24 protein-coding genes are annotated in these 21,404 nt (G+C 63.8%); 11 read left to right on the forward strand and 13 right to left on the reverse strand.

Annotated elements, in window-relative coordinates; translation table 11 throughout:
* Together ACEN8I_RS06955 and ACEN8I_RS06960 are read right to left on the reverse strand one after the other, a co-directional pair.
* The coding region (locus ACEN8I_RS06955; RefSeq protein ID WP_413327586.1) for an MFS transporter at nt 1-1,107 on the reverse strand (1,107 nt) is incomplete at its 3' end.
* Between the two features lie 95 nt (nt 1,108-1,202).
* Complete coding sequence (locus ACEN8I_RS06960; RefSeq protein WP_007865225.1) at nt 1,203-1,658, reverse strand: CBS domain-containing protein; 456 nt, start codon at nt 1,656-1,658, stop codon at nt 1,203-1,205.
* Nucleotides 1,659-1,811: 153 nt separating this feature from the next.
* On the opposite strand from ACEN8I_RS06960, the gene ACEN8I_RS06965 reads away from it, so the two are divergent.
* Genes ACEN8I_RS06965 through ACEN8I_RS06975 form a run of 3 tightly spaced genes read left to right on the forward strand, consistent with a single transcriptional unit; the run spans nt 1,812 to nt 6,102 of the window.
* Entirely contained in the window at nt 1,812-3,137 is a 1,326-nt protein-coding gene (locus ACEN8I_RS06965) for an O-acetylhomoserine aminocarboxypropyltransferase (RefSeq protein WP_413327587.1), read from the forward strand.
* Between the two features lie 2 nt (nt 3,138-3,139).
* The gene (locus tag ACEN8I_RS06970; RefSeq protein ID WP_413327588.1) at nt 3,140-3,955 is read left to right on the forward strand and encodes an alpha/beta fold hydrolase; all 816 of its coding nucleotides are present in this window, start codon (nt 3,140-3,142) and stop codon (nt 3,953-3,955) included.
* Between the two features lie 8 nt (nt 3,956-3,963).
* Nucleotides 3,964-6,102: an acetyl-CoA hydrolase/transferase C-terminal domain-containing protein gene (locus ACEN8I_RS06975; RefSeq protein WP_413327589.1), complete on the forward strand. Its 2,139-nt coding sequence runs from the start codon at nt 3,964-3,966 to the stop codon at nt 6,100-6,102.
* Nucleotides 6,103-6,128: 26 nt separating this feature from the next.
* Here the strand turns inward: ACEN8I_RS06975 and ACEN8I_RS06980 are convergent, their stop codons facing one another.
* Both ACEN8I_RS06980 and ACEN8I_RS06985 read right to left on the reverse strand, forming a co-directional pair.
* Nucleotides 6,129-6,485, reverse strand: a complete 357-nt coding sequence (locus ACEN8I_RS06980) for a hypothetical protein (RefSeq protein WP_413327590.1) — start codon at nt 6,483-6,485, stop codon at nt 6,129-6,131.
* A 3-nt stretch (nt 6,486-6,488) separates the two neighbouring features.
* Nucleotides 6,489-6,932 (reverse strand): hypothetical protein, encoded by a 444-nt coding sequence (locus ACEN8I_RS06985; protein WP_413327591.1) that lies wholly within the window; start codon nt 6,930-6,932, stop codon nt 6,489-6,491.
* A gap of 159 nt (nt 6,933-7,091) precedes the next feature.
* On the opposite strand from ACEN8I_RS06985, the gene ACEN8I_RS06990 reads away from it, so the two are divergent.
* Nucleotides 7,092-8,363: a cytochrome P450 gene (locus ACEN8I_RS06990; protein ID WP_413327779.1), complete on the forward strand. Its 1,272-nt coding sequence runs from the start codon at nt 7,092-7,094 to the stop codon at nt 8,361-8,363.
* Here the strand turns inward: ACEN8I_RS06990 and ACEN8I_RS06995 are convergent.
* On the reverse strand, nt 8,360-8,767 hold the full coding sequence (locus ACEN8I_RS06995; RefSeq protein WP_413327592.1) for a thioredoxin family protein: 408 nt from the start codon (nt 8,765-8,767) through the stop codon (nt 8,360-8,362). The genes ACEN8I_RS06990 and ACEN8I_RS06995 overlap by 4 nt on opposite strands.
* Nucleotides 8,768-8,864: 97 nt before the next feature.
* Between ACEN8I_RS06995 and ACEN8I_RS07000 the strand changes: the two genes are divergently transcribed.
* The gene (locus ACEN8I_RS07000) at nt 8,865-9,251 is read left to right on the forward strand and encodes an Mpo1-like protein (protein WP_413327593.1); all 387 of its coding nucleotides are present in this window, start codon (nt 8,865-8,867) and stop codon (nt 9,249-9,251) included.
* Between the two features lie 9 nt (nt 9,252-9,260).
* On the opposite strand, the gene ACEN8I_RS07005 is transcribed toward ACEN8I_RS07000, so the two are convergent.
* The 4 genes from ACEN8I_RS07005 to ACEN8I_RS07020 form a co-directional block, all read right to left on the reverse strand.
* Entirely contained in the window at nt 9,261-9,503 is a 243-nt protein-coding gene (locus ACEN8I_RS07005; RefSeq protein ID WP_413327594.1) for a hypothetical protein, read from the reverse strand.
* Complete coding sequence (locus ACEN8I_RS07010) at nt 9,500-9,688, reverse strand: DUF3606 domain-containing protein (protein ID WP_007865240.1); 189 nt, start codon at nt 9,686-9,688, stop codon at nt 9,500-9,502. The genes ACEN8I_RS07005 and ACEN8I_RS07010 overlap by 4 nt, the downstream gene beginning before the upstream one ends.
* A 237-nt stretch (nt 9,689-9,925) precedes the next feature.
* Nucleotides 9,926-10,165 carry a hypothetical protein gene (locus ACEN8I_RS07015; RefSeq protein ID WP_413327595.1) on the reverse strand — a complete coding sequence of 80 codons (240 nt, stop codon included), beginning with the start codon at nt 10,163-10,165 and terminating at the stop codon, nt 9,926-9,928.
* Nucleotides 10,166-10,271: 106 nt separating this feature from the next.
* The gene (locus tag ACEN8I_RS07020; RefSeq protein ID WP_413327596.1) at nt 10,272-11,486 is read right to left on the reverse strand and encodes a YihY family inner membrane protein; all 1,215 of its coding nucleotides are present in this window, start codon (nt 11,484-11,486) and stop codon (nt 10,272-10,274) included.
* A gap of 33 nt (nt 11,487-11,519) precedes the next feature.
* Between ACEN8I_RS07020 and ACEN8I_RS07025 the strand changes: the two genes are divergently transcribed.
* The 6 genes from ACEN8I_RS07025 to xth all read left to right on the forward strand — a co-directional run bounded on the left by ACEN8I_RS07025 (nt 11,520) and on the right by xth (nt 16,181).
* Nucleotides 11,520-11,894 (forward strand): DUF2069 domain-containing protein, encoded by a 375-nt coding sequence (locus ACEN8I_RS07025; RefSeq protein ID WP_413327597.1) that lies wholly within the window; start codon nt 11,520-11,522, stop codon nt 11,892-11,894.
* 16 nt (nt 11,895-11,910) lie between these two features.
* Nucleotides 11,911-13,332 carry an FAD-binding oxidoreductase gene (locus tag ACEN8I_RS07030; RefSeq protein WP_413327598.1) on the forward strand — a complete coding sequence of 474 codons (1,422 nt, stop codon included), beginning with the start codon at nt 11,911-11,913 and terminating at the stop codon, nt 13,330-13,332.
* 72 nt (nt 13,333-13,404) lie between these two features.
* Complete coding sequence (locus tag ACEN8I_RS07035) at nt 13,405-14,235, forward strand: thymidylate synthase (protein WP_413327599.1); 831 nt, start codon at nt 13,405-13,407, stop codon at nt 14,233-14,235.
* Between the two features lie 14 nt (nt 14,236-14,249).
* Nucleotides 14,250-14,735 carry a dihydrofolate reductase gene (locus tag ACEN8I_RS07040; RefSeq protein ID WP_413327600.1) on the forward strand — a complete coding sequence of 162 codons (486 nt, stop codon included), beginning with the start codon at nt 14,250-14,252 and terminating at the stop codon, nt 14,733-14,735.
* A 38-nt stretch (nt 14,736-14,773) separates the two neighbouring features.
* On the forward strand, nt 14,774-15,367 hold the full coding sequence (locus tag ACEN8I_RS07045; RefSeq protein ID WP_413327601.1) for a DUF4337 domain-containing protein: 594 nt from the start codon (nt 14,774-14,776) through the stop codon (nt 15,365-15,367).
* 37 nt (nt 15,368-15,404) lie between these two features.
* Nucleotides 15,405-16,181 carry an exodeoxyribonuclease III gene (gene xth, locus ACEN8I_RS07050; RefSeq protein WP_413327602.1) on the forward strand — a complete coding sequence of 259 codons (777 nt, stop codon included), beginning with the start codon at nt 15,405-15,407 and terminating at the stop codon, nt 16,179-16,181.
* Nucleotides 16,182-16,393: 212 nt separating this feature from the next.
* Here the strand turns inward: xth and ntrC are convergent, their stop codons facing one another.
* The 4 genes from ntrC to glnA form a co-directional block, all read right to left on the reverse strand.
* On the reverse strand, nt 16,394-17,905 hold the full coding sequence (gene ntrC, locus ACEN8I_RS07055; RefSeq protein WP_413327603.1) for a nitrogen regulation protein NR(I): 1,512 nt from the start codon (nt 17,903-17,905) through the stop codon (nt 16,394-16,396).
* 95 nt (nt 17,906-18,000) lie between these two features.
* On the reverse strand, nt 18,001-19,107 hold the full coding sequence (gene glnL / locus ACEN8I_RS07060) for a nitrogen regulation protein NR(II) (RefSeq protein ID WP_413327604.1): 1,107 nt from the start codon (nt 19,105-19,107) through the stop codon (nt 18,001-18,003).
* Nucleotides 19,108-19,134: 27 nt separating this feature from the next.
* Complete coding sequence (locus ACEN8I_RS07065; protein ID WP_413327605.1) at nt 19,135-19,647, reverse strand: hypothetical protein; 513 nt, start codon at nt 19,645-19,647, stop codon at nt 19,135-19,137.
* Between the two features lie 177 nt (nt 19,648-19,824).
* A complete protein-coding gene (gene glnA / locus ACEN8I_RS07070; RefSeq protein ID WP_007869429.1) occupies nt 19,825-21,240 on the reverse strand; it encodes a type I glutamate--ammonia ligase in 1,416 nt (471 codons plus the stop codon).
* Nucleotides 21,241-21,404: the final 164 nt, after the last annotated feature.

Raw genomic sequence — 21,404 nt, forward strand, 5'->3', positions numbered from 1 at the left:
CTCCATCACCCCGGCAAACACCCCCACCAGCATCCCGGCCAGCGGCTGCGACAAATTGTTGAACATCACAATCACGCCGGTGGTCTTGCCCAGGTCCTTGGGCGGGATGAGCTTTTGCCGCAGGCTGCGGATGTAGACGTTGAACATCTTGTCAAACCCGATCACCAGCAAAAAACCGGCGGTGTAGACCCAGAAGTTGCCGGCCAGTCCAGTGAGCAGCCCGCCGGCCAACATCACGGTGTAAGACACCAGGCCCAGGGTGCGCAGCGGCAACACAGTACGGGCGATGAACAGCAGAATGATGACAGTGGCCACGGCGCCTGCCGTTTGCAACACGGCGTAGTCGCCGGCCGAGCGCTGCAGCAGGCCGGTCACCATGGCGGCCGAGGTGGCCAGGGTGACGCCTATGACGAGATTGACGCCTGCAGCCAACGCGATCACCTGCTTCAAGCCCGGCAGGTGCAGCACCTGTGACAAGGCGGTGCGTATGGGGGCGGTCCAGTGGCCGGGCGCCGGTTCGGGCGCCGCGAGCGTGACGGCGCTTTGGCGATGCCACCAGGTCACGGCGCCGTCGGCGATGAGGAAAAACACCGCCGTCGCGCCGACCACCATGGGCCAAGGCATCCAGCGCAACAGCAGAGACGCCAGCAAGGGGCCCAGCACCATGCCGAGCTGGTCGGCGAGCTGCGCGTGGGCCAGCACTTTTTCAAAGCGGTGCTGGCGAAAAATCTGCGGCAGCATGACCTCGCGGGCCATCAGGCCCTGGGTCGTCAGAACGCCGCAGACGGCGGACAGCGCGATCAGCCAGCCGACGCCGCCCGCCCACTGGAAGGCAATCACGCCGGCAATGCACACCAGCGCTCGGTAGAGCTGGCTGATGCGCAGCAGCTTGAGCGGCGAGACGCGATCGCACAGCATGCCGCAGACCGGAAAAGCCAAAAAGCGCGGAAGGGTTTCGAGGGTGAAGGCAATGCCCGACCAGGCGACGCTGCCGGTGGTCTCGAACACCACCAGGGGCACGAGGAACAGCAGTATCTGGTCGGCCAGCCGGGAGAAAAACAGCGAGGCATAAAACAGCAGCCCGCCGGCATCACGCTTGTCGCTCACCCCTGCCCTCGCTTGCGCCCTGCGTGCCTTGCGCACCAGGCCGTTATTGTTGTTTCAGGAATTGGCGGCCCGGCACGCTGCCGGGCGCCGGCTTTTTAATTGTGGTCGGCGGCGTCCTCGGCCGGCCAGTCGCGGATATAGGCCTTGAGCATCTTGTTTTCGAAGTTCTGGCTGTCGACCACGGCCTTGGCGACGTCGTAGAGGCTGATCACGCCCATCAGGACTTTCTGGTTCATCACGGGCATGTAGCGCGCGTGGCGCTCCAGCATCATGCGGCGGACCTCGTCGAGTTCGGTTTCGGAGGTGCAGGTGAGCGGGTGGTCGTCCATGGCGGTGCGCACCAGCGTGCTGCCGATCTCGCCGCCGTTCTTGACGATGTAGACGATGACCTCGCGGAAGGTCAGCATGCCGACCAGGTCGCCGTGCTCCATGACGACCAGCGAGCCTATGTCTTTGTCGGCCATGACCTGCGCCGCCTTGGCCAGGGGTTCATCGGGCTGGACGGTGTAAAGCGTGTTGCCTTTGACACGCAGTATGTCTAGAACCTTCATGGCGATCTCCTCGGTTGTGCTGCCAACATGCCCCCATTGTCCCACCGCAGCGCGGCGGGAAGAGGAATTCAGTTTAAATATAGCCCACAATCAAACGGCCGGTTGCAACAATTTCCCCGCGCACCGCCACTTTTTCTGACTGGAGACAAACCCATGCCCGGTTATTCCGATCCCGGCTTCGACACCCTCGCACTGCACGCGGGTGCCGCGCCCGACCCAACCACCGGCGCGCGCGCCGTGCCGATTCACCTGACCACCTCCTTCGTCTTCGAATCCAGCGATCACGCGGCCAGCCTCTTTAACCTGGAGCGCGCGGGCCACGTCTATTCGCGCATCAGCAACCCGACCAACGCGGTGCTGGAGCAGCGCGTGTCGGCGCTGGAGGGCGGCATAGGCGCGATCGCCACCGCCAGCGGCCAGGCCGCGCTGCACCTGTCCATCGCCACGCTGATGGGGGCCGGCTCGCACATCGTGGCCTCGACGGCGCTCTACGGCGGCAGCCAGAACCTGCTGCACTACACCATGCGCCGCTTCGGGATTGACACGACTTTCGTCAAGCCCGGCGACATCGACGGCTGGCGCGCGGCCGTGCGGCCCACCACAAAGCTGTTTTTCGGCGAAACCGTGGGTAACCCAGGGCTAGACGTGCTGGACATTCCGGCGGTGTCGGCCCTGGCCCATGAGACGGGCGTGCCGCTGCTGGTGGATTCCACCCTGACCTCGCCCTGGCTTATCAAGCCTTTCGACCACGGCGCCGACCTGGTCTACCACTCGGCCACCAAGTTCCTGAGCGGCCACGGCACCGTCATAGGCGGCATCGTGGTGGACGGCGGCAGCTTCGACTGGGAAAAATCCGGCAAATTCGCCGAATTGACCGAAGCCTACGATGGCTTTCACAACATGGTGTTCAGCGAGGAAAGCACGGTGGGCGCCTTTTTGCTGCGCGCGCGGCGCGAAGGCCTGCGCGATTTCGGCGCCTGCATGAGCCCGCACACGGCCTGGCTGATCCTGCAGGGCATAGAAACCCTGCCGCTGCGCATGGCGCGGCACATGGGCAATACCGAAAAAGTGGTCGAATTCCTGGCCAGCCACCCGCTGGTCTCTCGCGTGGGCCATCCCCTGCTCGAATCCCATCCCAGCCACGCGCTGGCCAAAAAGCTGTTGCCGCGCGGGGCGGGTTCGGTGTTCAGCTTCGACATCAAAGGCAACCGCGCGCAGGGCAAAGCCTTTATCGAGGCGCTCAAGGTGTTCAGCCACCTGGCCAATGTCGGCGACTGCCGCAGCCTGGTCATCCACCCGGCCAGCACCACCCACTTTCGCATGACGGACGAGGCGCTGGCGGCCGGCGGCATCACGCAGGGCACGATACGCCTGTCCATAGGCCTGGAAGACCCGGACGACCTGATCGACGACCTCAAGCGCGCCCTCAAGGCCGCCGAAAAAGCGGCCGGTACCGCCCCCATGAAAGCGGGAGCCTGAGCATGTACCTCGACGTCAACGGCCATAAAACTTATTGCTACACCGGCGGCAAGCCTTTTGAGGCCGCCAAGCCGACCGTGGTGTTCATCCACGGCGTGCTCAATGACCACAGCATCTGGATTCTGCAAACGCGCTATTTCGCGCACCATGGGTTCAACGTGCTGGCACCGGACCTACCCGGCCACTGCAAAAGCGAAGGCGAACCGCCCCGGTCGGTGGAGGAAGCGGCTGCCTTCGTCATCGCCCTGCTCGACGCGGCCGGCGTGAAAACCGTCACGCTGGCAGGCCACAGTTTTGGCTCCCTCACGGCCCTGCATGCGGCATCCATCGCGCCTCAGCGGGTGGCGCGCCTGGCCTTGCTGGGCACCGCCGCCCCGATGAAGGTTTCGCCCGCGTTGCTGGACAGCGCGCTAAACCAGCCGATGAAGGCCATCGATATGGTGAACACCTTCTCGCATTCCATGCTGGCGCCGCCGCCCTCGGCGCTGGGCCCGGGCACCTGGCTGTACGGAGGCTCCAAAGCCCTGATGCGGCGGGTGCTGGCCAGCAATACCCAGGTCAACCTGTTTCACCGCGGCTTCAAAGCCTGCGACGACTACACGGCCGGTGAAGCCGCCATGGACAAGGTGCAGTGCCCGGTGCTGTTCATCCTCGGCAAAGGCGATTCCATGACCTTGCCCAAAATGGCGGCACCGCTGCAGGCCAAGGCGAAAAATGGCAAAACCGTGCTGCTGCAAGCCGGCCACCAGATGATGACCGAGGCACCCGAAGAGGTGCTGTTCGCGATCCGCGATTTCCTCCAGGCCCCATCAGCCTGACACATCGGATGGCAAGCTCTCTCCTCGTCCCCACACTCGCGCAGGCGGTGGAGCATGTGCTCGCCGCGGTGGAGGGTGACATCGTGCTCGGGCTGCCGCTGGGCATAGGCAAACCCAACCCCTTTGTGAACCTGCTCTACCGCCGCATCAAGGCCATGGGCGGCGAGGCGAATCCCAGGCGCCTGAAGATCATCACCGCGCTGTCACTGGAAAAACCCGAAGGTAAAAGCGAGCTGGAGCAAAACTTTCTCGCGCCGCTGGTCGAACGGGTGTTCAAGGACTACCCCGATCTCGACTATGTGAAAGACCTGCGCGCGGGCGTGCTGCCGCCGCATATCGAAGTCTCCGAGTTCTTCTTCAAGACCGGCGACTACCTCGGCAACAGCCGCGCGCAGCAGGCCTATATCGCCACCAACTACACCTTTGTCGCCCGCGACATGGGGGTGCTGGGCGTGAACGTGATCGCGCAGGCCGCCGCCGCGCGTGACGTGGGCAGCGAACTCGTGCTGTCCCTGGGCAGCAACCCCGACGTGACTTTTGAACTCGCCGAGCGCCAGGCCGCGCAGGGCAAGCTGCTGCTGAAGGTGGGCGTTATCAATCGCCAGATGCCTTTCATGCCTAACCATGCAGTGGCGCCTGCCGGTTTTTTTGACGTGCTGGTGACGGACGCGGAGGCCACGCACACCCTGTTTGCGCCGCCCAATAACAAGGTCGGCACAGCCGACTACGCCATCGGCCTGCATGCCGCCAGCCTGGTGGCCGACGGCGGCACGCTGCAGATCGGCATAGGCGCGCTGGGTGACGCCATCGCGCAGGCGCTGATCGTGCGGGACAGCGACAACGAGGGCTACCGCCGCATCATGGCGACCCTGTGTCCGGACGGACCGCAGGGCCGCGAGCTGGGCGGTTTTGATCAGGGCCTCTATGCATGCTCGGAGATGTTCGTCAACGGGCTGCTCAAGCTCATTGAAGCGGGTATTGTGCGGCGCGAGGTGTTTGACGATTTGGCCTTGCAGAACCTGGTTAACGAAGGCCGCGCTCCAGGCCTGGCGGTCAGTACTGACACGCTTGCCGCCTTGATGGACGCAGGCCGGATCAACTCCGTGCTGAGCGCCGGCGACCTGGCGTTCCTGCAACGCTTTGGCGTGCTCAGCGGCAAGGTCCGCCTTGCGCAGGAGGGTGTGCTCGACGTGGCCGGCACGCGCATCGCCAACCGGCTGGGCGACGCTGCCGTACGCATTGCCTTGCAAGAGGCCGGCGGCTTGGGAACTCGCCTGGCGGGCGGCGTAGTCCTGCATGGAGGCTTCTTCCTCGGCCCCACCGATTTTTACGAGCACCTGCGCGCCATGCCACCCGAGGCGCTGGCCAAAATCGACATGACGCGCATAGCTTTCATCAACCAGCTCCAGGGCCAGAGCCGCCTCAAACAGGCACAGCGCACCCAGGGCCGCTTCATCAACACGACCATGATGGTCACGTTGCTGGGCGCGGCGGTGTCCGATGGGCTGGAGTCGGGACAGGTCGTCTCGGGCGTGGGCGGGCAATACAACTTTGTGGCCATGGCGCACGCCTTGCCCGATGCGCGCTCCATCCTGATGCTGCGCGCCACCTATGAGCGCAAGGACGGCGTGCGCAGCACCCTGGTGTGGAACTATGCGTACGAAACCATCCCGCGCCACCTGCGCGACGTGGTCATCACCGAATACGGTGTGGCCGACCTGCGCGCCCAGCCCGACGGCGAAGTCGTCAAGCGGCTGATCGCGATTGCCGACTCGCGCTTTCAGGACGATCTTGTCGCGCAAGCCAAGGCCGCCGGCAAGCTGGACGCCGGCTACGAGGTGCCAGCGCAGCATCGCCAGAACCTGCCCGAGGTGCTGCGCGCCCGGCTGCAGCCCTGGAGCGGGTCAGCGCTGCTGCCCGACTTCCCCTTCGGCACTGACCTGACGGCCGACGAGTTACGCATCATCGGCGCGCTCAGGCAAATGCAGCACGCCAGCCAGCACCCGGCCGAGCTGGCGGCCATGCTCGTCAAAAGCCTGTGGACGGACCGCGAAGCGCCGCCGGCTTACTTGCAGCGGCTGGGCCTGGACGAGGCCACGAGCTTGCGCAAGATGCTGATGCGCAAACTGTTTGCCGGGAATCTTTAGCCCGGCTTTAACACCGTGATGCCAAGCTAGCGCGTCGCAGCAGGCGTTGGAACCAGGATGGCCTGGTCTACGGCGCGCCCCAGCGTCGCATCAGGGTGCCGGCGGAACTCACTGACATAACCCCAGAACACCAGACCGTTTTTCTCATAGGCAAGGTAGTAAATGTCCGCGCCCATGCCGTTGTTCAGAAAATACCGGTCGAAAACAAATGACCGTCCATCAGCTACCACCGGGATGCTGATGAGCGGCGGCTTCTTGAGTTTTTCGCTCACTTCCGGTGCCGACATTCCGCGGTTGAACTGAGACAGCTGGTAGTGCGAAATGGTGGTGAGGCAACCCGATGTGAGAAGCGCCAGGCACAGCGCAGCAAAAAGTCGAATCATCGCCTAGCCCTTCTTTTTCTCGGCCTGGGCTTTTTCCATGGCGAGCTTCAGTCCGGGCATGAGTGCGCTGATGGATTCCTCCGGGCTCTTGCTGAGTTCTTCCAGCGTTCCGTAGGCCCGCACGGTACGGCCCGCGTCGCCGTAGACGATCACGAACTGCGTGTAAACGGGAACCATGATGGGGATGTACATGCAGGTGGGGGTGCAGACCACCGTGCCGCTTTGCTGCATGCCGGTCTGCAGGTTGAAATGCCTGGCCAGGTACTGCGCACCGGCGTAGTCAAACGAATGCTCCAGGGTAGGCGTGGATTTGCCCAGTTTGGCCTGAAGGTCCGAGGCCGAATCACCCGTGCGGAAGGAGTCGACCTGTGCCCGTTGCAGGGGCACACTCGTGGCACAACCCACCATCAACAGCACAGCCAGGCAAGATCCCAGCAGTTTTAACAAAGCAGCGTTTCTCAAAATCCCCTCCGTGGGTTTAGTCAGTATGTATTCAAGTGTATCTTGGCCACAGTCTGCGGCTGAAAGCTCGGCGTGCCGCCCTGCGACATCCAGCGCCGCCAAAACTGCCAGAATCAATTCATGCCTGCCGTCCATTCCTTCGCCATGACGCCCTTCATGTCACTCCAGCGAGTGGGAGAGATTGCCAGGTCATTCGACCTGCGCGCCCTGCCCGCGGACTTCTACGCCAACCCTTATCCGGTGTACGCGGCCCTGAGAGAACGCGAGCCGATACGCCGCATGCCCGACGGCTCCTTCTTCCTGACGCGCCACGCCGACCTGGTGGCGGTCTACCGCGACACGCAAACTTTCAGCTCCGACAAAAAAGTGGAGTTCGAGCCCAAGTACGGCGCGGCCTCCGCGCTGTTTGAGCACCACACCGCCAGCCTGGTGTTCAACGATCCACCGCTGCACACGCGCGTGCGCAAGCTCATCATGGGCGCGCTGACACGGCGCGCGATTGCCGACATGGAGCCTGGCCTGGTGGCGCTGGTCGATGGCCTGCTCGACGGCATCGCGGCCAGGGGCGGCGGCGACCTGGTCGAGGACTTCGCCTCGGCCATCCCGGTGGAGATCATCGGCAACCTGCTGGGCGTGCCGCATGCGGACCGCGCGCCGCTGCGCGGCTGGTCGCTGGCGATACTGGGCGCGCTGGAACCCAAGCTCACGCCGGAGCAGGAAGCCCTGGGCAACCGCAGCGTGCGCGAGTTCACGGCCTACCTGCGGGACCTGGTGGCCGACAGGCGCCGCCACCCGGGCGACCCCGAGCACGACGTGCTGACGCGGCTGATAGGCGGCGAGATGGGGCCTGACAGGCTCAGCGAAACCGAGCTGCTGCAGAACTGCGTGTTCATCCTCAACGCCGGCCATGAAACCACCACCAACCTGATAGGCAACGCGCTGGTGGCGCTGCAGGAGCGGCCGGCGGCGCTGGCCGCCCTGCTGCCCCGCATGCAAGCACTGGCGCATGACGCGCAGGGGCTTGAGGCGCTCATGGTGCCGGCCGTCGATGAGTTCCTGCGGTTCGAGTCGTCCAACCAGTTCAGCAACCGGCGCGCACGGGCCGATACGGCCATTGGCGGCGTTCAGCTACCCGCCGGCAGCCTGCTGACGCTGTGCATAGGCGCGGCGAATCGCGACCCGGCGCAGTTTGCGCGTCCCGACGAGCTGGACCTGGCACGCCGGGACAACCGCCACCTCGCCTTTGGCTTCGGCATCCACCAGTGCGCCGGGCTCAGCCTGGCGCGGCTCGAAGGCCGCATCGCGATTGGGCGATTTCTTCAGCGCTTCCCGAGTTACCGGTTAAGCGCCAGCCCCACGCGCGGCGGCCGTGCGCGCTTCAGGGGATTTCTGAAGGTGCCGTTTTCCGTCGCCTAGCCAGCCGGGATCCAATGCTGGGGTGCCGCCGCCAGACCCCGCAACAAGGCCTGGGTGGAAGGCAGATGGGACGTGGCGGGCTGGCCCGGCTGCGCCAGTGAATCGAGAAGGCGCGAGAGGGTTTGCGCCTGCGGCATCAGCGGCCCCAGAAAACGCGTGCCACCCGCATCGGCGACCAGCAGCGTGGGAAAAGTCTCCACGTCGATGTCGCCGACCAGCTCGGCCTCGTCCTCGATGTCCAGCCAGGCAAAGCGGCTGTCCGGATACCGCGCCGCCATCTGCGCGAAAACTTCAGCGTAGTCGCGGCACAGGCCGCACCAGTCGGCGCACAGGCAAACCACCCAGTTCACGGGAAGGTCCTGCAAGCTGGAGGGTGCCGCTGGCGGCGTGATGGGGAGATGCATGCGGGAGAAAGCAAGGATTGACTATTATGGCCAGGCCCGCAAAATGGTGAGCGACACGGGGCTATCACGATGGTAGCCCGACGCAGGAGACACCACCATGAATGCCACGCCCAGCGACGCCGTGCAAAGCGGCCAGCCCACGACACCCGTCAGCCCACCTGTCGACCCGCGCAGCTTCGATTCCTTCGCGAGCTTTTATCCGTTCTACCTGGGCGAGCATCGCAATCCGACCTGCCGGCGCCTGCATTTTGTGGGCTCCAGCCTCACGCTGCTGTGCCTGGCGGCGCTGGTCGCCACGCGCAACCCGTGGTGGCTGCTGGCTGGGCTGCTGTGCGGTTACGGTTTCGCCTGGATAGGCCACTTCGGCTTCGAAAAGAACAAGCCCGCGTCCTTCAAGCGGCCGCTTTACAGTTTTATGGGCGACTGGGTGATGTACCGCGATATGTGGGTGCAGGCCTTCAGGCGAGCCACCCACAACACGTAAGCCCGTGCGCTAGTGCGGGCCTTGGGGCTGAAAAATGCTGGCCTTGAGCGCCTTCAGGCAGGCCGCGCCGGCGTGCAGCGCGGCTTCATGGGTGGGATAAGGGTGGTCAGAGCCTTCGATGCGGACATCGGCGCCGCGCTCATCGGTGGACAGCTGGGTGACCACCCAGTAAAACAGGCCGGCCGAGGGCTCCTTGACACGGACCGCGAGCGGCCCGGGCGGCAGCGGAAGCGTGGGAGGCATGGCGCTCATAAAGTCCTCCCCAGCTCATTGCTTACATCCTTGGCCGCGGGGCCGACTTCGGCCACGGCCACGCGCAATTCCAGTTCGCTGCAGGCCAGTGTGGCGACCCAGTAGTTCAAAGAGGCTTCCTGGGTGATGTCGATGGGCTCGTTTTTCAGGGATGCATCGGCGATCGGATAAGCAGGTGGTGTCACGGTTTTCTCCGGCTGGGGTTGAGGGATGCGGAGAATCTTGACCGGGGCCGCGTGTGCACCTTGTAAGAATCCGACTCGCCCGCTTGAAGTCACGGCCGAACAAAAGCAACGAAACGTGGCGGAGGTGACGAAGGCTTAACAACCTTGACAAAAGGTTGACGCTTTTAAAACCTGAGCTTATGAGCTTCTGCCGAACCAGGGGAAGGGGGCACAGGCCCAAGCCAGTTTTGCACCACGTTACGCGCCGCCGGGCTCGCCTTCCACGCGGATGCCGAGTTGCTTGATCTTGACGCGCTGCTCCACGGCATGGCTCCACTGCTCGAAGTCTTCGTTGGTGGGTGCGGGGCCGCTGCCGGTCTGGTAGGCCCACATCTTGGCGGTCAGCTCTTCATAAATCTGCTTGGCATCGCGCTGCGCCTGCCGCTCCTGGGCGATGGCGCCGTCAAGTTTTTCCCGGGCGTTAGTTTTTTCTGGCATCTTTTTGTGCATTGAAAAACAGGGGGCTTGATTTTGTTACAGCGCCTTGTCGCGAACAAGAATTCCCCTGGCGATCTATCGGTTTTTTTCGGGGTGAACCGGCGCTTTACAGCGCGTCACGCAGCCGCAGCTCGGGCCAGCGGGCTTTTCCCCACAAGCCCTGCACCGCCTCGGCCTTGTCGAGCAGCAACTCTTGCATCAGCGGCTCCAGGGGCGTGGCGTCGGGATCGGCCAGCAGCAGGAAGCGCGCTTCGTCCTCGCCTTCGGATTCGTTGAGCTGGCCCACCCAGTCCAGCGCCACCAGGGTTTCCAGCACCGGCTCGAGTTGCAGGCCATCCACCTGGAGCCGCTCGGCCAGCTGCGAGGCGCTCAGGCCTTTTCGCGGCGTGGATAACGCCTTGTGCAGTTGCTGCAGCACTTCGACGGCAAGCTGGAAGTGCCAGCCGTGCGCGCTGCCTCGGCGCGCCACGCCGGCCAGCAGGCTGGGCAGGTAGGCGGCGATCACCGCACCCATCAGCACGATGACCCAGGAGAGGTAAATCCACACCAGCAGGATAGGCAGGGTCGCGAAGGCGCCGTAGACCAGCGAATAGGTGGGCACCGCGCCCAGGTAAAGGCTGAGCGCGCGCTTGGCCACCTCGATGCCGGCGGCGACGAACAAACCTCCCGCCCAGGCATGCGACCATTTCACAAAGGTGTTGGGCACATAGCGGTACATCGCCGCCATGCCGCCGGCCACCAGGAAAAACTGCAGGACGCTGAGCAGGAAACGCAGGCTGACCGGCAAGGCGCCCACCAGGCCGCCCGAGGCCGACAGCACATAGGAGGTAACCGCCAGGCTGGCCGCTAGCAGGAGCGGGCCCAGCGTGATGGCGGCCCAATAGATCAGCACGCGCTGAGCCAGCGAGCGCGCCTTCTTGACGCGCCAGATGCCGTTCAGGGTGCGGTCTATGGTGAGGATGAGCGCGATGGCCGTGACCAGCAGCACAGCCAGGCCGGCAATGCCCAGCTTGTTGGCCTGGCGGCTGAACTGGGTGAGGTAGCCCAGCACCTGGCGCGCGATGTTGTCGGGGATCAGGCTCTGCACCAGCCAGGCCTGCAGCGCGCCCTGCAGTTTCGAAAACATCGGGAAGGCCGTGAAAATCGCCAGCGCCACGGTGAAAAAAGGCACCAGCGCAATCGAGGTGGTGAAGGTCAGGCTGCTGGCCGTCAGGCCCATGTGGTCTTCGCGGAAACGGTCGCGCAGGGTCAGCGCCGTGCCGCGCCACGGGAAGCGCGACAGGTCGGCCAGGAGGTCCTGCAGGTATTGCTGGAATTTCATCCCCGGTATCATGCCATTGACATTTGGATTTCCATGAACAAAACAGAGCAAATAGACCTTACCCGCCGCCTGGCGCTGGCCAGCCTGCTGGGCCTCATCGTGCTGGGCCTGGCCTGGGAAATGTGGCTGGCGCCCATACGGCCGGGCGGCTCGCTGCTGGCGCTCAAGGTGCTGCCGCTGTGCATCCCCCTGGCCGGCATCCTGAAAAATCGCATGTACACCTACCGCTGGCTCAGCCTGCTGGTGTGGCTGTATTTCACTGAGGGCGTGGTGCGGGCCTGGAGCGACCGCGCGCCGGGCAACTACCTGGGCCTCATTGAAGTGGTGCTGTGCCTGACGCTGTTTGCCGCCTGCGCGCTGCATGTGCGCGTGCGCCTGAAAAATATCCCGGTCCCCTCAACCCCCTAACCTGAAGCCGAACACCGTGAGCACGCACACCTCCCTGATTGAATCCCTGCGCCAGATCGTAGGCGCCACCAACGTCCTGACCGACGGCGACCTGACGCCCTGGGTGCAGGACTGGCGCAAACGCGAAACCGGCAAAGCCCTGGCCGTGGTGCGTCCCGGCTCCACGCAGGAAGTCGCGGCCGTGGTGAAGGCCTGCGCCGCGGCACGCGTGAGCATCGTGCCGCAAGGCGGCAATACCGGCATGGTGGTGGGGTCGACACCGGACGCCAGCGGTACGCAGGTCGTGCTGAGCCTCACGCGCATGAACAAGGTGCGCACGCTCGACGCCGGCAACCTGACCATCACCGTCGACGCCGGCTGCGTGCTGCAAAACCTGCAGGAAGCCTGCGAAAAAGCCGGTTTCCTGTTTCCCCTGAGCCTGGCCTCTGAAGGAAGCTGCACCATAGGCGGCAACCTCGGCACCAACGCCGGCGGCACCCAGGTCGTGCGCTACGGCAACACGCGCGACCTCTGTCTGGGGCTGGAAGTCGTGAACGCGCAGGGTGAGATCTGGGACGGCCTCACGGGCCTGCGCAAGGACAACACCGGCTACGACCTGCGCCACCTGTTCATAGGCAGCGAAGGCACGCTGGGCGTGATCACCGGCGCGACCATGAAGCTCTACCCCATGCCCAAATCCCAGCTCACCGCCTTTGCCGCCGTGCCTTCGCTGGAGGCCGCCGTGCAGTTGCTGGGCCTGGCGCATGAACATCTGGGTTCGGGCCTGACCGGTTTTGAGGTCATGGGCCAGTTCGCGCTGGGACTGGTGGCCAAACATTTCCCGCAGCAGCGCGTGCCGTTCTGGCAGGAGCACGCCTGGTGCGTGGTACTGGAGAACTCGGACAACGAATCGGAAACCCATGCGCGTGAATGCTTCGAGCGCCTGCTCGAGGCCGCCATGGAAGCCGGCTGCGTCGCCGACGCCGTGGTCGCCGAGAGCATGGCACAGGCCCACGCGCTGTGGCACATCCGTGAAAGCATCCCGATGGCGCAGGCCGAAGAGGGCCTGAACATCAAGCACGACATCTCCATCAATGTGTCGCGCATTCCGGAATTCGTGGCGGAAACCAATGCGCTGCTGCTTGAGCGTTTTCCGGGCGCGCGCATGGTCGTCTACGGCCACCTGGGCGACGGCAACCTGCACTACAACGTGCAGGCGCCGGAGAACGAAGACCAGGCGCGTTTCCTCAACGAAAAAGAGCTCCCCATGAACGCCCTGGTCTACGAGGCGGTGGACCGCTACCGGGGCTCGATCTCGGCCGAACACGGTGTCGGCAGCCTCAAGGTCGACACGCTGCCCAAGCACAAATCACCCGTGGCGCTGGACATGATGCGCGCCATCAAGCAAGGCCTGGATCCGCTGAACCTGATGAACCCGGGCCGGGTGCTGAAGGCATAATTAAAGGCATTGCCCGGCCGCCTCCCCGCCGGCCGCGGCATATCTCCCCCGACTCAAGCCGACTGGTTTCCAATGACCCGCCCCATACGCTCCCAATACGAAGATTTCATGCGCCATGTGGACACGCACGGCGTCTTCAAGGCAGACCGCACCGGCACCGGCACCAAAAGCGTGTTCGGCCACCAGATGCGCTTTGACCTGAACGAGGGCTTTCCGCTGGTGACCACCAAGAAGGTGCACCTCAAATCCATCGTCCATGAGCTGCTGTGGTTTTTGCAGGGCTCCAGCGACAACAACTGGCTCAAGGAACGCGGCGTCACCATCTGGGACGAATGGGCGCGCCCCGACGGCGACCTGGGCCCGGTCTACGGCGTGCAGTGGCGCAGCTGGCCCACGCCCGACGGCGGCCACATCGACCAGATCAGCGAAGTCATCAAGACGCTCAAGACCAACCCCGATTCACGCCGCATCATCGTAAGCGCCTGGAACGTGGCCGACCTCTCCAAGATGGCGCTCATGCCCTGCCACGCGTTTTTCCAGTTCTATGTGGCGCCCTCCGAGGTGCAGGGCCAGCCCGGCAAGCTGAGCTGCCAGCTCTACCAGCGCAGCGCCGACATCTTCCTGGGCGTGCCCTTCAACATCGCGAGCTACGCCCTGCTGACGCATATGGTGGCCCAGCAGTGCGACCTGGGCGTGGGCGACTTCATCTGGACCGGCGGTGACTGCCACATCTACAGCAACCACCATGAGCAGGTCGCGCTGCAACTGAGCCGCCAGCCCTTCCCCTACCCCACGCTGCAGATCAAGCGCAAGCCCGAATCGATCTTCGACTACCAATTTGAGGATTTCGAGTTCCTGGATTACCAGCATCACGAGGCGATCAAAGCTCCCGTGGCTGTTTAATCCGGGATGCAAACATGACACGCATCCACATGATCTTCGCCCGCGCCGCCAACGGCGTGATAGGCCGCGACAACACCATTCCCTGGCGCCTGCCGGAAGACATGGCGCGCCTCAAGCGCCTGACCACCGGCTGGCCTGTCATCATGGGCCGCAAGACCTGGGATTCGCTGCCGGCCAAGTTCCGTCCCCTGCCGGGCCGCGCCAACATCGTCATCACGCGCCAGGCCGACTGGAAGGAAGCCGGCGCCGAAACCGCGGCAAGCCTGCCCGACGCGCTGGCGCTGTGCGCGGCATCCGAAGAGGTTTGGGTCCTGGGTGGCGCGCAAATTTACGCGCAGGCGATGCCGCTGGCACACCGCATCGAAGTCACAGAGATTGCGGAAAATATCGAGGGCGACGCCTTCGCGCCGACGCTGGGCCCCGAATGGCGGCAGACGGCGCGCGAAGACCATGTGTCTGCCACGGGGATGAAGTTCAGCTTCATCACCTACGAAAAATAAACCATCCACAACCCACAACAACACGAGAGGGAATTGATATGTCAGGAGGCGGATTTCACGTACACGGGCCCCACGACCATGAGCTCGAACATGCAGCCCAGGGTGGCCATGGCGGGCACGAAAGCGGCGGCGGCATGATCGCGCAGATCGCGGTGATCACGGCCATCATCGCGACCATAGGCGCCATCTTTGCCTACATGGGCGGCGCCACGCAGGCCAATGCGGGCCTGTACAAAAACAATGCGGCCATCAAGAAGACGGAAGCCTCCAACCAGTGGAATTACTTCCAGGCTAAAAGCACCAAGCAGTCACTGGCCGAGCTCGCCCGCGATCTGGCGCCCGAAGACAAAAAAGCCGGCTACCAGGCCAAGGTGGATCGCTACGAAAAAGAAAAGAACGATATCAAGGTCATCGCCGAGAAGCTCGAAGCCGAATCCGTGGTCTGGGACCAGTCCTCGGACGCACAGATTCACCAGCACCACCGCTGGGCCCAGGCCACCACCGTGCTGCAAGTGGCGATTGCCCTGGCGGCCATCGCGCTGCTGACGCGCAAGAAGTGGCTGGAATACGGCATGTTCGCCGTGGCAGGCGTGGGCCTCGTGATTGGCGCGCTGGCCGTGTTGCACATCTGAGCCTTGATCCTCCCTTCCGGTCCTGGAGCATGACCCCATGAAAATTACCACCTGGAACGTCAATTCCCTGACCGCGCGGCTGGCCCACGTGCTCGACTGGCTGGCTGCCAATCCTGTGGACGTGCTGTGCCTGCAGGAACTCAAGATGACGGACGACAAGTTCCCGCTGGAGGCGCTGAAGGCGGTGGGGTATGAAGCCGCTGCTTTCGGCCAGAAAACCTATAACGGCGTGGCCATTCTGTCGCGCACGCCGCTGCGCGAGGTGGTGAAAAACATCGTCGGTTTTGAAGACGAACATTCGCGCGTCATCGCCGCCACGGTGGACGGCCCCGCAGGGCCTGTGCGCGTGATGAACGGCTATTTCGTCAATGGGCAGGAGCCCGGCAGCGACAAGTTCGCCTACAAGATGCGCTGGCTGGACGGCCTGCAGACCTATGTGCGCGCCGAGATGGCGGCCCACCCGCAGCTGGTGCTGCTGGGCGACTTCAACATCGCGCCGGAAGACCAGGACTCCTTCGACCCGGAAGGGCTCAGGGACACCATCCACCACACCAAGGAAGAGCGCGAACATTTCCGCCAGCTGCTGGCGCTGGGCCTGACCGACAGCTTCCGCATGTTCGAGCAGGCGCCCAAAAGCTACTCATGGTGGGACTACCGCATGCTGGGCTACCAGAAAAACCGGGGCCTGCGCATAGACCACATCCTGGTCAGCGAGGCACTCAAGCCGCAAGTCCTGGGCTGCAGCATAGACCGCGTGCCGCGCAAATGGGAAAAGCCTAGCGACCATGCGCCGGTGACCGTGGAAATCGGCTGACCCCCGTCCGGGCTCACTGCGTGTAGCCCGTTCCCCCCTTCCAGGGGGCGGCGCCTGCGGTCTGGCAAAGCCAGTCCCGCGGCCCCCGCTGGTAGTGCCCAAAGAATTCTTTAGCCCAGCATGAGCCGTGGAACCGGCTTTGCCGGGCCACAGGCGGGCGGCCCCCTCGGGGGGCAGGGAGTTACACGAAGTGAACGACCGTGGGGGCTCACTCACTCCAGGTGGAGTTCTTGAATCTTCCGCGTGATGGTGTTGCGCCCTATGCCCAGTTTCTGGGCGGCCTCGATGCGGCGCCCGCGCGTATTGGCCAGCGCGGTCTGGATCAGCTTGGATTCAAAGCGGCGCGTGAGCACGTCCCACACGTCGCTGCGCCCGGTGGCCAGCAGGGCCAGGGCTTCGGCTTCAAGGCCGCTTTCCCAGTTCTGCCCCACGCCAGCCATTGCCGGCAAGGCCGCCTCGGATGCGGGCACTGGCAAGGCCTTGTCGCCGCTTGGCGCCCATTCGGCGCGGACAGGGTCCGGTTTTTCCGCCGCGGCGGGGGATTTTCCCGGTTCGGGGATCATGCCCAGCACTTCAGGCGGCAGGTCCTTGGGCTCTATCATCTGGGCCGGCGCCATGACGGTCAGCCAGTGGCAGATGTTCTCGAGCTGGCGCACATTGCCGGGAAAGCCGAAGTTGCTCAGCAGTTGCAGGGCTGTGTCGGAAATCCGCTTGGGTTCGACGCCGAGCTGCTTGGCGCTTTGCTGCAGGAAGTGGCGCGTCAGCATGAAGACGTCTTCGCGCCGCTCGCGCAGCGCGGGCAGGCGCAAACGGATCACGTTGAGGCGGTGGAACAAGTCTTCGCGGAAACCGCCTTCCTTGACGCGCTGCTCCAGGTCCTGGTGGGTGGCGGCGATCACGCGCACATTGGCCTTGACGGCGTTGTGCCCGCCGACGCGGTAGAAATGGCCGTCGCTGAGCACGCGCAGCAGGCGCGTCTGCAAATCAAAGGGCATGTCGCCGATTTCGTCGAGGAAAAGCGTGCCGCCCTCGGCCTGCTCGAAGCGGCCGCGCCGCATGGTCTGCGCGCCGGTGAAGGCGCCGCGCTCATGGCCGAAAAGCTCGCTCTCGAGCAAATCCTTCGGGATCGCCGCGGTATTGATCGCGACGAACGGCCCGCTGGCGCGCGGCGAATGCTTGTGCAGCGCGCGCGCCACCAGTTCCTTGCCGGAGCCCGATTCGCCGGTGATCATCACCGTCACCATGCTCTGGCTCAGGCGCCCGATGGCGCGAAACACGTCCTGCATGGCCGGCGCCTGGCCCAGCATTTCGGGCGCGGAAGCCATGCGCTCCTCGGCGACCTCTTCGCGCTGGCTTTCTTCCACCGCGCGACGAATCAGCTCGACCGCCTTGGGCAGGTCAAACGGCTTGGGCAGGTATTCAAAAGCCCCACCCTGAAAGGCCGAGACCGCGCTGTCCAGGTCGGAGAACGCGGTCATGATGATGACCGGCAGGCCGGGCAGTTTTTCCTTGACCTTTTCCAGCAAGTCCAGGCCCGAGCCCCCCGGCATGCGGATGTCGCTCACGAGGATTTGCGGGCCGTCCTCTTCGGTTGCGTTTTCCAGCGCGGCAAGCACCTCGCGGGGGCTGGTGAAACTGCGCGTGGGAAGGTCCTCGCGGAGCAGGGCCTTTTCCAGAACAAACCGGATGGACTGGTCATCATCAACGATCCAGATCGGTTTCATGTATGCAGTCCCTTTTGTCGTGCTTTCAGCGCGTGGCCCTTCTGGGGAGCCTCCGCGCCGATCGCGTTATGTATCAATCATGCGGCGGACAGATTTCAAGGAAGCGGTATGAGCAGCTTGAAATCTGTACGGCCCGGCACACTGTCGCACTCGATCAAACCGTGGTGTTGCTGCACAAAGGTTTGCGCCAATGTCAGCCCCAGCCCCGAACCACCCTCGCGCCCCGAGACCAGGGGATAGAAGATGCGGTCTTTGATGGAGTCCGGCACGCCCGGTCCATTGTCGATAACATGCAATTCCAGTGCCAAGCGATAGCGCTGCTTGCCAAAAGTTACCTGCCTGGCGATTCTTGTCCTGAAAGTGATCTGCGCTTTGCCCGCCGTGATGAGTTCGGCGAGCGCCTGCGCGGCGTTGTGGGCGATGTTCAGCACCGCCTGGATCAGTTGCTCGCGGTCGCCGCGAAAATCGGGGATAGAGATGTCGTAATCCCGCGTGACCTTCAAGCCCTTGGGAAACTCCGCCAGGATCAGCGAGCGCACGCGCTCACAAACCTCGTGGATATTCACGTCACCCACCAGGTGCGGGCGGCGGTGCGGCGCCAGCAGGCGGTCGACCAGCGTCTGCAGCCGGTCCGCCTCATGGATGATGACCTGGGTGTATTCGGTCAGGTCCTTGCCGATTTCCATCTGCAGCAACTGGGCCGCTCCGCGGATCCCGCCCAGCGGGTTCTTGATTTCATGGGCGAGGTTGCGTATCAGCTCCTTGTTGGCCTGCGCCTGGTCGATCAGGCGCTCTTCCCGTTCCTGCTTGGCCTGCTGCTCCAGCGGCAGCAACTCCACGATGGCCTCGCCCGGAGTGTCGGTTTGCGCCACCACCACATGAACCGGCAGCGGTTCATGGTTGAGGCGCCGGAGCCAGGCGTCGTAGCGCAGGGCGGCGAATTCGTTGCTGCCGGCGCCTTCGAGCGCGTTTTGCAGGATCAGCGGCTCGGTGAAACAGTCGGGGAGTTGCGAACCCTCAATGGTTCGCCGGGAGGTGCCCAGCGCGTCTTCGAGCGCGGCATTGGCAAACACGACGGTGCCGTCGGTGCGCACGACAGCCACCAGCGTGGCCAGCAGGTCGAATGCCTGGAAACGGGGAAGCCCCGAAACCGGAGCCGAGGAGGATGGGGTGCGGATGGAGGGCTTTTTCAAGCCATCCATTTTCACCCATAAGCCGGTGTTGCGCGCTTAATTAAGGGCGGGAGCGGCGGTTGAAGGCAGCCGGGATATCTCGCGCTTGAGTCCGGCGATGTCGCTCTGGTTGCGGGCTATGCTGTCCTTGAGTTCGGCCACGCGGTCAAGGTAGCGCTGGTAGTTGCGGCCCTCAATGCCCTGCTTTTCGGGTTCGCCGTTGTTGTACTCTTTTTGCTGCTCGGCCAGTTTGGCTTCGGCTTTTTTCAGCTCGGCTTCCAGGATGGCGCGCGAATCGCTGTCGCGGGCACGCTGCTCGGAACTGCCCGAACCGGTCGCGGCCGCCACACGGACCGCGGGCTTGGCGCTCACCGGCGTGCTCGCCACGACCGTGACATTGCCGCCCGAGACCAGTTTGCAGCTGCGCGTCTGCGCCTCTTTGGCATTATTGATGTATTCAGGTGTGGAGCCCCCGACACCGGCGCAGCGGTAAACCTGCTGCGCCCATGCGAGGTTCCCCGCGCCGGCGAGCAGCAGGGACAAGGCAGAAAGCAAAAAGGTGTTTTTCATGGAGAACTCCTGGTGCCGGTAGGGCAAGGACGGTCTATCAGTATGCGGCAAAGGGGCAAAAATACAAAGCCAGCAGACCCACAAGTGCGGGGGGCAATAAAAAAGGACGGCATATGCCGTCCTTTTTTGGCCACAGACTGTAAATAAAAACAGTAGGCGGCTTGGCTGCTTGGCTGCTTACAGCGAGTAGTACATGTCGTACTCGACCGGGTGCGGTGCCATGCGGAAACGCGTGACTTCGCCCATCTTGAGCTCGATGTAGGCGTCGAGCATGGAGTCGGTGAACACGCCGCCCTTGGTCAGGAAGCCGCGGTCCTTGTCCAGGTAGTCCAGCGCCTGGTCCAGGCTGTGGCAGACGGTTGGGACCTTTGCGTCCTCTTCCGGCGGCAGGTGGTACAGGTCCTTGGTGGCGGCTTCGCCCGGATGGATCTTGTTTTCCACGCCGTCCAGGCCGGCCATCATCAGTGCCGAGAAGGCCAGGTACGGGTTGGCCGATGGATCGGGGAAGCGCGCCTCGATGCGGCGGCCCTTGGGGTTCGCCACGAACGGGATGCGGATCGAGGCCGAGCGGTTGCGCGAGCTGTAGGCCAGCTTCACCGGGGCTTCGAAGCCGGGCACCAGGCGCTTGTAGCTGTTGGTGCCGGGGTTGGTGATGGCGTTCAGGGCACGGGCGTGCTTGATGATGCCGCCGATGTAGTGCAGCGCGAAGTCGGACAGGCCTGCGTAGCCGTCGCCGGCGAACAGGTTCTTGCCGTCTTTCCAGATCGACTGGTGCACGTGCATGCCGGAGCCGTTATCACCGGCGTAGGGCTTGGGCATGAAGGTGGCGGTCTTGCCGTAGGCGTTGGCCACGTTCCAGACCACGTACTTCAGGACCTGCGTCCAGTCGGCGCGCTGGACCAGCGTGCTGAACTTGGTGCCGATTTCGTTCTGGCCGGCGCCCGCCACTTCGTGGTGGAACACTTCGACCGGGATGCCCAGCGATTCGAGGATCAGGGCCATCTCGGCGCGCATGTCCTGCGTGCTGTCGACCGGGGGCACGGGGAAGTAGCCGCCCTTGACGGTGGGACGGTGACCGCGGTTGCCGCCTTCGAGCTGCTTGCCGCTGTTCCAGGGGGCTTCATATTCGTCGATGGCGAACATGACGTTGCCGGGCTCGTTGCTCCAGCGCACGCCGTCGAAGATGAAGAATTCGGGTTCGGGACCGAAGTAGGCGGTGTCGCCCAGGCCGGAAGCCTTGAGGTAGGCTTCGGCGCGCTGCGCGATGGAGCGCGGGTCGCGGTCATAGGCTTTGCCGTCGCTGGGCTCAACCACGACGCACTGCAGGAACAGCGTGGTTTCTTCGAAGAAGGGGTCGATGTTGGCGGTGTTCGGGTCGGGCATGAGCTGCATGTCCGAAGCCTCGATGCCCTTCCAACCGGCGATGGACGATCCGTCGAAAGCGTGGCCCGACGTGAATTTGTCTTCGTCAAAATGGGACACGGGCACGGTCACGTGCTGCTCTTTGCCCCGGGTGTCGGTGAAACGGAAGTCAACGAACTTGACTTCGTTTTCCTTGACCATTTTCATGACGTCTGCGACGGTCTTTGCCATCAAAATCTCCTGTGCTGGATGGGTGGTTGAAAAATTGTCTTCGGGCTATTGAATGCACTTTTTGTGCCAAAGCCATTGGCTGTTCGCTTTCCTGCCAAGCCTCGGATTGTGCCGTCATCTGGCCTCGGTTCCAGCCCCGGAGAAGCCGAAAAGAGAAAAAACAC

Origin of the sequence: Polaromonas sp. CT11-55 (assembly GCF_047303325.1) — a bacterium.
Lineage (GTDB): Bacteria > Pseudomonadota > Gammaproteobacteria > Burkholderiales > Burkholderiaceae_C > Polaromonas.